The 14,945-nt window shown below is 31.0% G+C and carries 14 protein-coding genes and 1 riboswitch; of the genes, 11 read left to right on the top strand and 3 right to left on the bottom strand.

Features of this window, described 5'->3' with window-relative positions; translation table 11 throughout:
• Positions 1-81: 81 nt before the first annotated feature.
• Positions 82-1,116 carry an iron-containing alcohol dehydrogenase gene (locus Q0O83_RS07765; RefSeq protein WP_294095932.1) on the bottom strand — a complete coding sequence of 345 codons (1,035 nt, stop codon included), beginning with the start codon at positions 1,114-1,116 and terminating at the stop codon, positions 82-84.
• Positions 1,117-1,310: 194 nt separating this feature from the next.
• Between Q0O83_RS07765 and Q0O83_RS07760 the strand changes: the two genes are divergently transcribed.
• The 3 genes from Q0O83_RS07760 (at position 1,311) to Q0O83_RS07750 (ending at position 3,176) form a co-directional block, all read left to right on the top strand.
• Complete coding sequence (locus Q0O83_RS07760; protein ID WP_366515957.1) at positions 1,311-2,063, top strand: MetQ/NlpA family ABC transporter substrate-binding protein; 753 nt, start codon at positions 1,311-1,313, stop codon at positions 2,061-2,063.
• An 18-nt stretch (positions 2,064-2,081) separates the two neighbouring features.
• Complete coding sequence (locus Q0O83_RS07755; protein WP_294095925.1) at positions 2,082-2,834, top strand: transporter substrate-binding domain-containing protein; 753 nt, start codon at positions 2,082-2,084, stop codon at positions 2,832-2,834.
• Between the two features lie 96 nt (positions 2,835-2,930).
• Positions 2,931-3,176: a hypothetical protein gene (locus Q0O83_RS07750; protein ID WP_294095922.1), complete on the top strand. Its 246-nt coding sequence runs from the start codon at positions 2,931-2,933 to the stop codon at positions 3,174-3,176.
• Between the two features lie 60 nt (positions 3,177-3,236).
• On the opposite strand, the gene Q0O83_RS07745 is transcribed toward Q0O83_RS07750, so the two are convergent.
• Positions 3,237-4,652, bottom strand: coding sequence for a hypothetical protein (locus Q0O83_RS07745; protein WP_294095920.1), 1,416 nt, complete (start codon positions 4,650-4,652; stop codon positions 3,237-3,239).
• A 181-nt stretch (positions 4,653-4,833) separates the two neighbouring features.
• Here Q0O83_RS07745 and Q0O83_RS07740 point away from each other — a divergent pair, with 181 nt between their 5' ends.
• The 8 genes from Q0O83_RS07740 to Q0O83_RS07705 all read left to right on the top strand — a co-directional run bounded on the left by Q0O83_RS07740 (position 4,834) and on the right by Q0O83_RS07705 (position 13,460).
• On the top strand, positions 4,834-5,538 hold the full coding sequence (locus Q0O83_RS07740; RefSeq protein ID WP_294095918.1) for a GntR family transcriptional regulator: 705 nt from the start codon (positions 4,834-4,836) through the stop codon (positions 5,536-5,538).
• Between the two features lie 187 nt (positions 5,539-5,725).
• Entirely contained in the window at positions 5,726-7,129 is a 1,404-nt protein-coding gene (gene uxaC / locus Q0O83_RS07735) for a glucuronate isomerase (protein ID WP_294095913.1), read from the top strand.
• Positions 7,130-7,159: 30 nt separating this feature from the next.
• Positions 7,160-8,206 carry a mannonate dehydratase gene (uxuA, locus tag Q0O83_RS07730; RefSeq protein WP_294095911.1) on the top strand — a complete coding sequence of 349 codons (1,047 nt, stop codon included), beginning with the start codon at positions 7,160-7,162 and terminating at the stop codon, positions 8,204-8,206.
• Positions 8,207-8,232: 26 nt separating this feature from the next.
• Positions 8,233-9,837, top strand: a complete 1,605-nt coding sequence (locus Q0O83_RS07725; RefSeq protein ID WP_294095909.1) for a mannitol dehydrogenase family protein — start codon at positions 8,233-8,235, stop codon at positions 9,835-9,837.
• A 25-nt stretch (positions 9,838-9,862) separates the two neighbouring features.
• Positions 9,863-10,888, top strand: a complete 1,026-nt coding sequence (locus Q0O83_RS07720) for a TRAP transporter substrate-binding protein (RefSeq protein ID WP_294095907.1) — start codon at positions 9,863-9,865, stop codon at positions 10,886-10,888.
• Positions 10,881-11,360 (top strand): TRAP transporter small permease, encoded by a 480-nt coding sequence (locus Q0O83_RS07715; protein WP_294095906.1) that lies wholly within the window; start codon positions 10,881-10,883, stop codon positions 11,358-11,360. Before Q0O83_RS07720 ends, Q0O83_RS07715 begins: the two co-directional genes overlap by 8 nt.
• 1 nt (position 11,361) lies before the next feature.
• Complete coding sequence (locus Q0O83_RS07710; protein ID WP_294095905.1) at positions 11,362-12,666, top strand: TRAP transporter large permease; 1,305 nt, start codon at positions 11,362-11,364, stop codon at positions 12,664-12,666.
• A 330-nt stretch (positions 12,667-12,996) separates the two neighbouring features.
• A riboswitch (cyclic di-GMP riboswitch) is annotated at positions 12,997-13,072 on the top strand.
• Between the two features lie 94 nt (positions 13,073-13,166).
• Positions 13,167-13,460, top strand: a complete 294-nt coding sequence (locus Q0O83_RS07705; RefSeq protein WP_294095903.1) for a MarR family transcriptional regulator — start codon at positions 13,167-13,169, stop codon at positions 13,458-13,460.
• A gap of 58 nt (positions 13,461-13,518) precedes the next feature.
• Here Q0O83_RS07705 and Q0O83_RS07700 read toward each other — a convergent pair whose 3' ends face one another.
• The gene (locus tag Q0O83_RS07700; protein ID WP_294095901.1) at positions 13,519-14,910 is read right to left on the bottom strand and encodes a hypothetical protein; all 1,392 of its coding nucleotides are present in this window, start codon (positions 14,908-14,910) and stop codon (positions 13,519-13,521) included.
• Between the last annotated feature and the right edge of the window lie 35 nt (positions 14,911-14,945).

The raw sequence follows: 14,945 nt of genomic DNA, 5'->3' as shown, positions 1-14,945 counted from the left end.
AACTTAGTTTAATAGTAAAATCTATAAAAGTCAAAACTTATTTTTGAATTTTATAGATTTATTTCAACTGTTAAAAGCCCCCTATATATTTTTTTCTAAAACTGCTAGAAACTCATCTCTAGTGAAATTTAAAGGTATATCAGAGTACGCAGCTGAATCTAAAATTTTATCTATAACAGCATCTTTTTTCTTTAGATACTCCTCTTTTATAACTATCTCATTTAACTTAGTTGGAAGTTTAATTTTTTCGTAGAAAGCTTTTAGTTTTTCCAACTCTTCAAATTTTTTCTCAAGCTCTAGTTGAACTAAAATTCCAAAAGCTACGACTTCGCCGTGAAGATGCTCTTTTTCAACTCTTTTAATCTGAGTTAGAGAATCAAAGATTGAGTGAGCTAAAGCTCCATTATATTTAAAATCGATAAGATTTGAAACCATCCCTGTAGTTACTAAGATAACTCCTGCTACCTCTTTAAAATCTTCAGTGACCTCTGTGGCTAAAAGAGCTGAGGAACCGTAGTTAATCATAGATTCTTTGCAAAGGTGAGATAGCTTTTCTCCCATAGTTGTATTGAAGTTAAGTCTTTCACCTTCGGCTTTCATATTCATCTCGTAGTACTTAGCAAGAGTGTCGCCAATACCAGCCCAAAGATATCTTTTAGGAGCTGTTAATATGGTTTCAAGATTTATAAATGTCTTATGTGGGGGTCTTTTCAAGAAGTATAGCTCTTCGAATACATGTTTTTCATTATACATAACAGAGATATATGAAACCGCAGCACAAGTAGATGCTATAGTTGGAACCGTGAAAAGTGGGATGTTTAACTTATCCATTAAAACTTTTGAGGCATCGATGGATTTTCCACCACCAACTCCGATGATAAGATCGTAGGTGTTCTCTTTTAGATTGTTTAAGATGGAGTCTATAATGTCATGACAACACTCATCTCCGTAGTGAACAAAGTGAAAATTTTTATTTTCTAAAACTTTGAAAAAATCATCTTTAATCGCGAGTAAAGATTTGTCACCATGGACAATTAAAATATTTTTATAATTTTCAATCTCTTCACTAAGGCTCTTCCAAATAGAAGTTTCCATATACACATCTGTTAAAATCATGAATCTTACCTCCCCAAAAAATAAAATTAAAATTTAAATAGTTATATCATAAAACGAAGCATATGTAAAAGAAAAATTAAAAAAATATTTTTTTAAAAAATAAAAATGAAAAAAAGATTGACAAAATTGCAGAAAATGATTATCATTTTCTAAACATTTGTTGAGGGGGCGGTTTCGTGAAAAGAGCACTATTACTGTTATGTTTAGTTTCAAATTTAGCTTTTGGAAAAGATGTGTTTAAAATTGGAGCTACTCCAATACCAGCGGGGGAGATACTGAATGAAATAAAGGGGGATTTAGCAAAAGAGGGATTGAATATAGAGATTGTAGAGTTTACGGATTACATAATGCCAAATTTAGCCTTGGCTGATAAATCTTTAGACGCTAATTTTTTTCAACACAAACCCTATTTAGCTAACTTTGTGAAAGAGAAAAACTTGGATTTAGTACCTTTAGAGGATATCTATGTACCACCATTAGGGGGATATTCTAAAAAGTACAAATCAATAGAAGAGCTGAAAACAGGGGACACCGTAGCTATACCAAATGATCCTACAAATGGTGGAAGAGCCTTAATTTTACTTCATAACAACGAAGTGATTAAGTTATCTGATCCAAATGATTTGATGGCTACAGAGTTTGATATTGTAGAAAATCCAAAAAAATTGAAGGTTGTTTCACTTGGAGCAGCACAGCTACCAAGAGCTCTAGATGATGTAGATTTAGCTATTATCAATTGCAACTATGCTTTAGATGCAGGGCTTTCGCCTCAAGAGGACTCTCTAATCGTAGAGGGAACAGAGAGTGCTTACGGGAATGTGGTAGCAGTTAGAAGAGGTGACGAAACTAAAGAGGAGATAGCAATTCTAATGAAAGTTCTAAGGAGTGATAGGGTAAGAACATTCATATTAGAAAAGTATCAAGGTGGAATTATACCACTATTTTAAATTCTTTGGGAGGTCGTTATGAAAATTTTAAAAATGAAAAAGGTTATGAAGGGGATTTTTTTATTATTGATTGGAATTATTATGTTTAGTTGTGGAAGCAAGAAGGAATCTGCAAAGAGTGATAGAGTTTTTGTAATAGGAACGAATGCAGAATATCCACCATTTGAATATCTTGAAAATGGAAAAATATCAGGATTGGATCCAGATATAATTGAGGCTATATTTCAAAAGTTAGGTTATCAGTATAAATGGGCAAACATGGAGTTTGGAGGGCTTATATCTGCACTTCAAACAGGAAAGATAGATATTGTTATAGCTGGGCTGAGTATAACTCCTGAAAGAGCTAAGATGGTTCAATTCACAGCACCGTATTTGACATCAAATGTAGCAATTATAACAAATACAGTAGCTCCAATTAAGGGTATGGACGATTTGGAAAATAAAAAGTATGGAGCAGAACTAGGAACAACAAAAGAAGCGACAGCAAAATCGATAGCAGGAACAACAGTAGTTCCATATCAAAATAATACTTCAGCACTATTGGCCTTAAAAAATGGTCAGATAGATGGGATTGTTTTAGATGAAAGTGTGGCTTATGAATATGTAAATAATAACTCGGAACTATCTTTAGTTGGTGTTTTGGAGGGAGAGCCAAAAGCTATTGCTTTATCTAAAAATGATAAGGATTACGATAAGATAAATACAGCTCTATTAGAGCTTATAAAAGATGGGAAGATTGAAGAGTTAAAAAAGAAATATAATGTAAACTAGATTGAAGTATGAAAAATGAGAGCCAGATAATGACTCTCATTTTTTTGATGAGATTTTTAGAATATGATATAATATATAAAAAAAGGATGTGATAGTATGTGTACAGTTTTATTCAAATTGATGAGTAGAGACCCGAAAGAAGCAGAGTACTATAGATTACGTCAAAACGCTATGAGTGAAAGAATGAATGCTCTTTTAGAAGCTGAGGATAAAGGTGTAGCAAAGGGTGAAAAACTGGCGAAATTAGAGATAGCTAAAAATGCTCTTCAAAATGGATTGAGCTCTGAAATAATATCAGGTATAACAGGATTAAGTATAGAAGAGATAGAGTTACTGAAGTAAAAAGTTGTAGACTAAAAAAGCTAAATAAAAAAACTCCTTAGATTTTTAAGGAGTTTTTTTTTATAAATATTTTGTAGTTGTATTAATAGTGTTAAGTTTATTGGCTCCGATTTCGAAAGCTCTTTTTTCTATAATGTCATGAACCTTAGAACTGTTGTAAAAGTCAATAACTATAACATCAGAGTTAATCTTTTCATCACTTATAATAAGGTCATACTTCTCATACTTTGTTATAATATTTTTTTTATGGAAAAAAGTTGCTTCAAGTTCGAAATTTACATGTGGAACTAATTTTGTTAATGTTTTTTTGAATACATTGTGGTCACTTGCACTCACTTCATTAAAAAGAAGCAGTACATTTTTTATATTTGTAAAATTTTCCTCTATCAATGCTCTTCGAAGAACAAAAATAATAGAAAACTTATCTATTAGATATAAATCACAAGAGTGATCAGAAAGTATAGTTTCTAATTTATGTAAAATAATTTTTTGTGTTTTATCAAATTTCACACTTTTTAGTTTTAAGATTTTATTTTCAAATTTAAAGAAAGAAAGATAAAGCTTGCTAAAGAGCATTTTTTCCAAATCAGGATTTAAGAATTTAATTCCAAACTGCTCTTTTAAATCTTTCATAAAGTTTAGTGTTTTATCTCTTAGGCTATCCTCTAAAATATTGTCATTACTATTTAAAGCACTTAGAAAAAATGCTAACTCCTCTTTATATTTAGGTGTAAAATCTTTACCATATTTGTTTATAAGAGACATAAGATTTTTGAACTCAGATGTATCTCGATACTTTTCCTTTTGAAAATTTAAACCATCAAATAGGTCTGTACAGACCTCTAAAGAACATATAAATGATAATAGGAAATAGTTTATAGAAATCTTAGAGAACCTTAATATAGGATATAGTTGACTTAGCCTAACTTTAGTATCGAATTTCTTAATACTTTTCAACAGAGCTTTAAGTGGTGGAACAAGAATATCCTCTTCAATAAAAAGTTTCATAACTTTTTTATAAAATAGATGTTTATCAAGTTCACTCAATTCAGTTATAGATAAACCTTTCCCATGTAGATATTCATATTTAGAACCATTTTTAGCAAATGTATCTTTAACACTTTGAAAACATCTAAGGATAGTGCTTCTAGAAATATCTAAAATTTCTGTTTCTTTCTCTAAATTTAAGAAACCATGTGAAATAAACTTTATATAAAGATAATCAATTTTTTCTTCGGATGTTAAAACATTGAAGTTTTTAAATAAAGTTTTCCACTCATCTTTAGATAAGACGAGATTAAAAGCGTCATCTATCTTTACTATAGTTGGTAAGTTAAGTGAAGCTAAAAAGTCATTGATTTGAGTAATGGTTTTTAAAATTGAACTCTTTTCTACTTTTAAATACAGGTGCATATCTTCTATTGACATCTCACTTTGAGATAGAATCTTTAAAATATTAGCAGCTGTGTTATTCATTCAGCATCCCCCCTTAATATACTTCTTCTAACATTATAACTTTAGAATCTCGGTAAGTCAAAAAAATTTATTTCATCTGTGGAATTATTCACAAGGTTAATTAATTTATTATATGACTAGCATACATCACGGATTCCTGTTATAATATTAGGAAAATATATAGATAACGGGAGAAAGAAAAATGGCATTAGAAGGAGTTATAAAAAAATCAAAGGAGAACACTAGGCAGTATATATATAGAGTCCTTAGAGAAAACATAATGACTTTAAACTTAAAACCTGGAGAGTCTATAGGAGAGATAGAGTTAAGTAAGGTTTTAAATGTAAGTAGAACACCACTTAGAGAAGCGATAGTTCAATTGATAGAGGAGAAGCTTTTAGAAGTTTTTCCACAAAAAGGTTCGTTTGTATCAAAAATTAATTTGAACTTAGTTGGTGAGGCGATATTTGTAAGAGAGACATGTGAGAGCAGAATTTTGAAGATGGCTTGCCAAGATGAAAATGAGGATAATGTTGATGAATTGATTAGTAAGTTAGAGAAAAACATAGAGTATCAAAAGATAGTTTTAAATTTTAATGAGGATTTACATGAGTTCTTTACTTTAGATAATGAGTTTCACTACATTCTTTTCGATCACTACAATAAAAAGAATAGCTGGAAAGCTATAAAAAGACTTTCGACACACTACGATAGACTTAGACTTTTAGATGCTTTAGAAAAAACAAATATTAAAGCAACTTTAGATCAGCATATAGAGTTAGTAGAATTAATAAAATCAAAAAATATAGAGAAAATAGAGAGCTCAGTTGAAAAGCATCTTTTAAACTATAAAGATATGATAAAAAAATATGAGCAGAAATATCCAGAATATTTCTGTGATAAATAAAAATTTAAAAAAATAAATAATTAAAGACACCTGAAATTCGATTGAAAAATCTGAGTTTTCAGGTGTTTTTTATTTTAAAACGAACGCTAAAGTTCTAAAATAGAACGAAAATTTTTGTTGACAAAATAAAAAAAACTAGTTATCATACTTGCATACAACTAATACAAAATGTTTGAAGGAGTTTCCTATGAGAAAATTTATGGACTCAGACTTTTTATTAAAAAGCGATGTTAGTAAAAAGTTATATGAATATGCAGAAAAAATGCCAATATTCGATTATCACTGTCACCTTAATCCAAAGGAGATAGCAGAGAATAAAAGCTATGAAAATATAACTCAAATCTGGTTATACGGAGACCACTATAAGTGGAGAGCTATGAGAAGTAACGGAATCGATGAAAAGTATATAACAGGAGATGCAACTGACTTTGAGAAGTTCTTAGCTTTTGCAGAGACGATGGAGTATGCTTACGGAAATCCACTTTTCCACTGGTCACATTTAGAGTTAAAAAGATACTTCGGAATAGAGGAAGTTTTAAATAGAAAGACAGCAGAGGTTATCTGGAATAAAGCAAACGAACTTTTAAAAACAGAGGATTTCAGAGCTAAAAAACTTATTGAAAGATCAAATGTAAAAGCTCTTTGTACAACTGATGATCCAATCGATACATTAGAGTACCACCAAGAGATTTTAAAAGATGAGAACTTCAAAGTTAAAGTTCTTCCAACGTTTAGACCTGATAAGGCTATCTACTTAGAGAAAGAGGATTACCTAATCTGGCTTAAGAACTTAGAAAAAGTATCAGAAGAGAAGATAGAAACTTTTGAGAAGTTAGTAGCAGTACTAGAAACTAGAGTAGAGTATTTCAAAGCTAACGGATGTCTAGTTACAGACCACAGCTTAGAAGCACCATTCTTCACTAGAGATAGTGAAAATAAAATTGAAGAGATTTTCAAGAAGAGATTAGCAGATGAAAAGCTGACTAAAGAGGAAGCAGATATCTATAAAACAGAGATATTCCTAGCTCTTGGAAAGATCTACTACAAAAATGATTTAGGAATGCAACTACATATGGGTGCTCTTAGAAACAACAACGAAAGAATGTTTAAGAGATTAGGAGCAGACGTTGGTTTTGACTCAATAGCGGATAATAACTACGGAGAGGTACTATCAAAGTTATTAAATAGCTTAGATGTAAATGGAGAACTTCCAAAAACAATCCTTTACTGTTTAAATCCAAAGGACAATGAAGTTCTTGGAACGATGATTGGAAACTTCCAAAACAGTGATACTCCAGGAAAGATTCAATTTGGATCTGGATGGTGGTTTAATGATCAAAAGGATGGAATGATTCGTCAAATGACAGCTCTATCTCAACTTGGACTTTTAAGAAGATTCGTAGGGATGTTAACAGACTCAAGAAGCTTCCTATCTTATACAAGACATGAGTACTTCAGAAGAATACTTTGTAACCTTGTAGGAACTTGGGTAGAGGATGGAGAGGTTCCATATGATGAGGAGATTTTAAAAGCTATGATTGAAGAGATATGCTTCATCAATGCAAAGAACTATTTTAAGTTAGAAATTTAATTAATATATAGATATTTTAAGGAGGCAAAAGTGAAATTATCATTTAGATGGTATGGAGAAAACGATCCAGTTAAACTGGAATACATAAAGCAAATCCCTACAATGGATAGCATCGTAACAGCTATATACGACGTTCCAGTTGGAGAGGTTTGGCCAATGGAGAAAATATTAGCTTTAAAGGAAACAGTTGAGAAAGCTGGATTAAAGTTTGATGTTATAGAGAGTGTGCCTGTTCATGAGGATATCAAATTAGGTATCGGAAGAAGAGATGAGTTAATCGAAAACTACAAGCAAAACATAAGAAATTTAGGAGCTGCTGGAGTTAAAGTTATATGCTACAACTTCATGCCAGTGTTTGACTGGACTAGATCACAGTTAGATAAAGAGTTAGAGGATGGATCAACAACTCTTGTTTATTACAAGGACCAAGTTGATGCATTAGATCCATTAAACAGTAACCTATCTTTACCAGGATGGGATTCAAGTTACACAAAAGAGCAGTTAGCTGAGCTATTTGCTGGATATAAGAGTATTGGAGCAGAGGGGTTATGGGCTAATTTAGAGTACTTCTTAAAAGAGATTATTCCAGTTGCTGAGGAAGCGGATGTAGATATGGGTATTCACCCGGATGATCCACCTTGGCCAATCTTCGGTCTTCCAAGAATCATAACTTCTGAGGAAAGTATCGATAGATTATTAAATATCGTAGATAGTAAAAACAACGGATTAACTCTTTGTACAGGGTCTTTAGGATGTGCTAACTTCAACAATATGGAGAAATTAGTAGATAAGTACAGTGCAATGGGAAGAATCCACTTTATTCACGTAAGAAACGTAAAGCTTCTTGAAGATGGTGTAAGTTTTGAAGAGTCAGCTCACTACTCAGGATGTGGATCGTTAGATATCGTTGATATTATAGCAGCACTTCATAAGAATAACTTTACAGGATATTTAAGACCAGATCACGGAAGAATGATTTGGGGAGAAACAGGGAAACCAGGATACGGATTATATGACAGAGCTCTTGGAGCAAGTTATATCACTGGAATCTGGGAAACTCTTTCTAAGTTAAAGTAACATTTATTAACAAAAGGAGATAGGACATGAAATTAAACTTAAAGGATATAAAAAACATAGATGGTTCATTAGGGGTAATCGTACCAAAATATGATATTGAAAAAGTAAAAGAAGCAACATTAAAAACGCCAAAGTGGTTACACTTTGGTGCTGGAAATATCTTTAGAGCATACATGGGGAAAGTAGCACAAGTTTTAATTGAGAAAAATCTAGAGAACACAGGGATTATTGTAGCAGAAAGCTTTGATACTGAGATTATTGAAAAAGCTTATACACCATTTGATAACTTAACTATCTTAACGACGTTAAATAAAAATGGAGATTTCAAAAATGAGATTTTAGGAAGTATAGTAGAGTCAATAGAAGCTACAACTGAAAACTTCTCAGCTTTAGAGGCTATTGTAAGCAATCCATCATTACAAATGGTAAGTTTCACAATAACTGAAAAAGGATATAACTTAAAGGATCCAGCTGGAAACTACTTCGGTGTTATTTTAGAAGATTTCAAAAATGGGTACCACTCTCCAAAACATGTGATGACTTTAATTACAAGATTACTTTATTCAAGATTCAAAACTAATGGAGCTCCAATAAGTTTAGTTAGTATGGATAACTGTTCTGGAAATGGGGACAAGATAAGAGCGGCTGTTTTAGAGATAGCTTCAGCTTGGAACACTAACGGTGGAGTTGAGACTGAGTTCTTAACTTACTTAAAAGATGAATCTAAAGTTGCTTATCCTGTAACGATGATAGATAAGATAACTCCAAGACCAGCTGAAGAGGTAAAAGTAGCTCTTGAGAACTTAGGGTTTGAAGATATGTCACCAGTTATCACAAATAGAAATAGTTTCGTAGCTCCTTTTGTTAATGCAGAGATTCCTGAGTACTTCATAGTTGAGGATAAATTCCCTAACGGAAGACCAAAGTTAGAAGAAGCAGGAGTATTTTTAACAGATAGAGAAACTGTTGAAAAGACAGAGAAAATGAAAGTTACAACTTGTTTAAATCCATTGCATACAACACTAGCAATATTTGGATGTATTCTAAATAAGAAATCAATCTATGATACTGCAAGTGATGAAGATTTAAATAGATTAATAAAAGAGGTTGGTTATAACGAAGCTTTACCAGTTGTTGAAAGCCCAGGGATAATTGATCCAAAAGCCTTCATAGATGAGGTTATAAATGAAAGATTCTTAAATCCATATATTCCAGATCAACCAGAAAGAATAGCTACAGATACTTCTCAAAAGATAGCTATCAGATTTGGAGAGACTATAAAGTCATATATGGCTGATGAAACTTTAGATGTTAAATCATTAAAATATATTCCGCTAGTTTTAGCTGGATGGTTTAGATATCTTTTAGGGGTAGATGATAAAGGATTAGAAAGATCAATTAGTAGCGATCCAATGTTAGAGATGCTTAAGAACGAATTAAGTGGAATCGAGTTTGGGAAACCAGAAACTTATACTGGACAACTGAAGAATGTACTTACAAATGAAAGAATATTTGGAGTAAATTTAGAAGAGGTTGGTCTTTCAGAATTAATAGAGAATTACTTTGTGGAAATGTTATCTGGGGAGGATGCTGTTAGAAACACTTTACACAAGTATCTAGAATCAAAGTAATTTAAATTAAAGGGAGTTTAGAAAGATGAAAGTAATGAAAAAGGTTTTAACGGGGACTATGGTACTTGCTATGGCAGCTCTTTTCACATCTTGCAATAAAGGAGATGCAAAAGAGATCATAAGAATTTCCCATAACCAAGCTGCAGATTATCCAACAAATACAGGACTACTTGCCTTCGAAAAATATATCGAAGAACACTTAGGTGATAAGTATGACGTTCAGATATTTCCAAATGAGCTATTGGGTTCACAGGTAAATACAGTTGAGTTAACTCAGACAGGGGCTATTAATTTTACAGTTGCAAGTAATGCAATATTAGAGAGTTTTGATAATATATATCAAATCTTTAACTTACCATATCTTTTTACAAGTACAGAGCATTATCATGCTGTTATGGACAATAAAGATATTATAGAACCTATATTTAAATCTACAAAGAAATCAGGATTTGAGGCAGTAGCTTGGCTAGATGCAGGAACAAGAAACTTCTACACAGTGAAGAAACCTATTCTTACACCTGATGATTTAAAAGGTATGAAAATTAGAGTTCAACAAAGTGCTTCTAATATTAGAATGATGCAACTATTTGGTGGATCAGCAACTCCAATGGGGTTTGGAGAGGTTTATACAGCCCTTCAGCAAAGTGTTATTGATGGAGCAGAAAATAATGAACCAGCATTAACAAGTAATAAGCATGGAGAGGTAGCAAAATATTACTCTTATAACATGCACCAAATGGTACCAGATATTGTTATAGGAAATGAAAAGTTTTTAAGTTCTCTTTCAAAAGAGGAGAGAGAGATTTTTGATAAAGGATTCCAAATCATATCTCAAGTTCAAAGAGAAGCTTGGGGAGCATATGTAGAGAAGTCTATCAAAGGAGCAAAGGAGATGAACGTACAGTTCTTCCATCCTGATGTGTTGGCATTCCAAGAGAGAGTTTTACCACTTCATCAAGAGGTGTTAGTAGCTAGTCCTAAATTAGAACCTATATACAATCAGATTCAAGAGATTGGAAAGTCTATGATAGGAGGAAAAGAGAATGAGTAATACTAGAAAAGTTTTAGATAGAGTTATCTTAGGAGCTTGTGTAGCACTATTTATGTTTATGACAGTGATAGGAACTTATCAAATCTCATCAAGATATATTTTTAAATCACCAAGTACAGTTTCAGAGGAGCTTATATCGTACTCTTTCGCATGGATGGCAATGCTAGCAGCGTCGTACATCTTTGGAAAAAGAGATCATATGAGAATGGTTTTCTTTATAGATAGATTAACTCACAAAGCTCAAGGGTTACTTGGAGTTTTCAGTGAAGCTGCAATATTTCTATTCTCATTAGGAGTTTTAGTAAGAGGAGGGTCTTCAATAACAACTTTAACTATGACTCAAACAACTCCAGCTCTAAGAATATCTATGGGATATATATACGCTGTTCTTCCAATTTGTGGAGTAATCATCTGTATGTATTCTCTGCTAAATATAAAAGATATCTTAGAACATTTAAAGGAGGAAAAGTAGAATGGTTTTAACAACAGCTCTAATTATGTTTAGTGTTCTGATAGTTACACTAATTTTAGGATTCCCAATAGCTATAAGTATAGGTATCTCATCTATACTTGCTATTTTACCATCACTGGCTTTTGATAATACACTTATCACAGGAGCTCAGAGAATATTTTCTGGAATATCTAACTTTACATTGATAGCGATTCCTTTCTTCATCTTAGCTGGAAACATTATGAATCAAGGTGGAATAGCTAAGAAACTAGTTGCGTTTGCACAGTCTTTAACTGGAAGAGTTCCAGGATCACTTATGCAAACAAATATACTTGCAAATATGATGTTTGGAGCTATATCAGGGTCTTCGGTTGCAGCATGTGCAGCTATGGGTGGAATATTGCTACCTATGGAAGAGGAAGAGGGATATGACCCTAAATTAGGTGCTACAGTAAATATAGCCACAGCACCAACAGGACTATTAATTCCTCCTTCAAACTCACTGATAGTTTACTCTTTAGTAAGTGGAGGAACGTCGGTTGCAGCTCTATTTATGGCTGGATATATTCCAGGTGTATTATGGGGACTTGGTTGTATGATTTTAACGTTCTTCTTAGCTAAAGGAAGAGGAATGAAAGGTAAATCATCAACAAAGCTAGCAGTAGTTTTAGCGACGTTTGTAGATGCAATTCCATCATTAGCTTTAATAGTTATTGTTATAGGTGGAATTATTCAAGGGATATTTACTCCTACAGAGGGGTCGATAGTTGCAGTTGTATATAGTTTATTGCTTTCTATGCTTTTCTATAGAAGTATCAATTTAAAGCAGTTAGTGACTATATTTGAAGAGAGTGCAAAAATGACAGGAATAATTGTTTTCCTAATTGGAGTATCTACAATTATGTCGTGGGTAATGGCCTTCACAGGTGTACCTCAAGCAATCTCTAACTTGATTTTAGGAATTACAGACAATAAATATATAATTCTTCTACTTATGAATATTTTACTGCTGTTCGTAGGAACTTTTATGGATGTAACTCCAGCAATATTAATATTTACACCTATATTCCTTCCAATAGTTAAAACATTCGGAATGACACCAGTTCAATTTGGTATTATAATCGTATTTAACCTTTGTATAGGAAATATAACACCACCAGTAGGAAACACGCTATTCGTAGGTGTAAAGGTAGCGAAATTAAAGATGGAAGATGTTATGAAAGAGATGATAAAGTACTATGCAGTAATAATATTTGTGTTACTATTAGTAGTTTATGTTCCAGAGCTTTCAACAGCATTACCAAGATTAATGGGATTAATAAAATAAGATAGATTTAAAGACTAAAGGCGATCCGATTTGGAATCGTCTTTTTTGTACTTTTATTGAAGAATAAAAGACGAAATACATATCAAATTTGCAAGTAGAAAAATAAAAAATGGGTTATATAATTAAAAATACAAATATGTTATTATAAATTAATATAAATAACTAATTCTAATATTAGAATTAATTTTTTATATTTATAAAGAGATTTGTAAATAAGTTGCCTAATCCTAATAATATATACAATTGACAAGGTGGATTTAAACCACCTTGTCTCTATTTAAGGCTAAATATTGTTGCAAAAATATGCTAAATGAGTTATAATAATACCGAAAGATAAATAGGCAAAGTAGAGGAAACTCTATGACGCAAAGCTAAAGGGCCTTTAAAATGGCAGCCAGTTGCACTTAGTTATGAAAAACTCATAATGTGGGTGTTTTTTTTATTCATAAAAATACATCTGTTTTATAGAGTGAAAAACTTTTAATATTAGGGGTGTTACTATGTGTAAAAAGATGGAAATAAAAAATGAATTAAAGAAGTATCATATTAATTATACTCAAGAAGAGATATTATTTACGATAAATGAAACTCCAGGGATAACATTATGTCAATTGACAAAATTAATGCATTTATCAAAAGGAGCGGTTTCTTTATGTTTAAAAAAGTTAGAAGAGGAAAAGCTTATTCAAAAGTTTGAAACTTTTGATGACAAAAGAATTTTTAAAATTCATCCAACAAAAATTGGAAAAGATTTATATAATAAAATTAAATTTATTAAAATTATAAAGATATAAAATTATAAAGATAAAAAATTATAAAGATAAAAAAACTCCTTTCTTATGAAGGAGTTTTTTATGATACTGGTAGTTTACAAATTTTTATAAAAGGGTATTTAGAATCTGAATATAACTTTTCAAAAGTTATAACACAATTAATATCTGAGTTTGAAAGATGAGTTTCTAACTCATAAGGCTTTATAAAATCAAGAATATTCATATTTTCTTTTAAAAGCAATCTATTTTTTATAATAGGAAAAAGAAATGTAGGAATACGATCAAAGACCACAAGGGTATTTTTGACACTGCTTAAACTCTCTTCATGAAAACTCCAGATATATAAAAAGATAACATTTGAAAACTGTATATTTTGATAGATTTTTCTTAGAGTAAAGAAAAGTTGAACACAATTCAATCTATCTTTTTCAGGCAGATTAAACTGAAGGAACTCTAAATCACAAACTTTTAAAAGAATACTTTTCTGATGAGCTAAACGTACTTTATTGACAAATTTTTCTAAAAAATTTGTTTTAGTTATTGTAAGAGAAAGATTTTTAAAAACCATAGCTTTAATTTTATTTACCTCTTTTGAGAGAAATTCATGCTCGGGATATAAAATTCCATCACAAAACTTTAAAGTATCTAAAAATATATTTAAATTCTTTAAGAGTATCTTACCAATAAAGGATATTTTTAAAAAGTTATAGCACGATTTTAATTTAGATGTAGCAATAATTTCTCCGAAATGAACTTTAAACTCTTCAAAACTTAAAGAATCTATTGTAGGTTTTTCAGAATCAGCTAAATTTCCATATATTATAAAAAATGCCTTTAGAAGATCTTTGTTTTGAGAGAAATGATCAAAACTATATTCTATTATAAAGGTATCGATATCAGTGTTTAATTTTTGGTGAAATTTATTATCAAAGAACTCTAGATAATCTTTTGTGATTAGACTAGGAAGATCATCAAACTCAACAAATAGTTTATAAAGGTATGATAAACTAGCTAATTTTAAATTTTTCTCACTTCCTGATACAGATATTCCTTTTGCATTTGAACTATTAACTTCAACATTATATATAGCTAAAGCTTCTTTAACTAAAATTAAGTCACATCCAATAACCCTTCTAGAGATTTGAAGTAGATTAGCTAAGTTATTTAGATTAGCATATCTATCTCTTAAAAGAATCAATATCAAATAAAGAACTCGATTTTCTTTTGTAAAACATTGCTCTTTTTTTAATAGAGACAAAATATTTTTATCTTTATTGATACAATCAATCATACTTTGTATCGAGAGCTTCGAGTCTTCTGAGTTTATAAATGAGTAAATTTGTTTTATATAAAGATTAACATTTTGCTTGTTCATTTTTAAAAATTCGGCTATAAAATCTGTTGTTTTATATGTGGTATATCCTAATAATTTACAGATTCTTATATGCGTTGTATTGATATTTATTTTCATATTGAATCGCTCCTTAAAATTATTATTTCATCGGG

The sequence above is a fragment of the uncultured Cetobacterium sp. genome (genome assembly GCF_945952365.1).
GTDB lineage: Bacteria > Fusobacteriota > Fusobacteriia > Fusobacteriales > Fusobacteriaceae > Cetobacterium_A.
This window is presented reverse-complemented; position numbering and strand designations above follow the sequence as displayed.

Bases quoted from the DNA above. Each gene is read 5' to 3' on its own strand.
- Q0O83_RS07765 (WP_294095932.1), bottom strand. From the start codon at position 1,116: ATGATTTTAACAGATGTGTATATGGAAACTTCTATTTGGAAGAGCCTT.
- Q0O83_RS07755 (WP_294095925.1), top strand. From the start codon at position 2,082: ATGAAAATTTTAAAAATGAAAAAGGTTATGAAGGGGATTTTTTTATTA.
- Q0O83_RS07750 (WP_294095922.1), top strand. From the start codon at position 2,931: ATGTGTACAGTTTTATTCAAATTGATGAGTAGAGACCCGAAAGAAGCA.
- Q0O83_RS07745 (WP_294095920.1), bottom strand. From the start codon at position 4,652: ATGAATAACACAGCTGCTAATATTTTAAAGATTCTATCTCAAAGTGAG.
- Q0O83_RS07740 (WP_294095918.1), top strand. From the start codon at position 4,834: ATGGCATTAGAAGGAGTTATAAAAAAATCAAAGGAGAACACTAGGCAG.
- uxaC (WP_294095913.1), top strand. From the start codon at position 5,726: ATGAGAAAATTTATGGACTCAGACTTTTTATTAAAAAGCGATGTTAGT.
- Q0O83_RS07725 (WP_294095909.1), top strand. From the start codon at position 8,233: ATGAAATTAAACTTAAAGGATATAAAAAACATAGATGGTTCATTAGGG.
- Q0O83_RS07720 (WP_294095907.1), top strand. From the start codon at position 9,863: ATGAAAGTAATGAAAAAGGTTTTAACGGGGACTATGGTACTTGCTATG.
- Q0O83_RS07715 (WP_294095906.1), top strand. From the start codon at position 10,881: ATGAGTAATACTAGAAAAGTTTTAGATAGAGTTATCTTAGGAGCTTGT.
- Q0O83_RS07710 (WP_294095905.1), top strand. From the start codon at position 11,362: ATGGTTTTAACAACAGCTCTAATTATGTTTAGTGTTCTGATAGTTACA.
- Q0O83_RS07705 (WP_294095903.1), top strand. From the start codon at position 13,167: ATGTGTAAAAAGATGGAAATAAAAAATGAATTAAAGAAGTATCATATT.
- Q0O83_RS07700 (WP_294095901.1), bottom strand. From the start codon at position 14,910: ATGAAAATAAATATCAATACAACGCATATAAGAATCTGTAAATTATTA.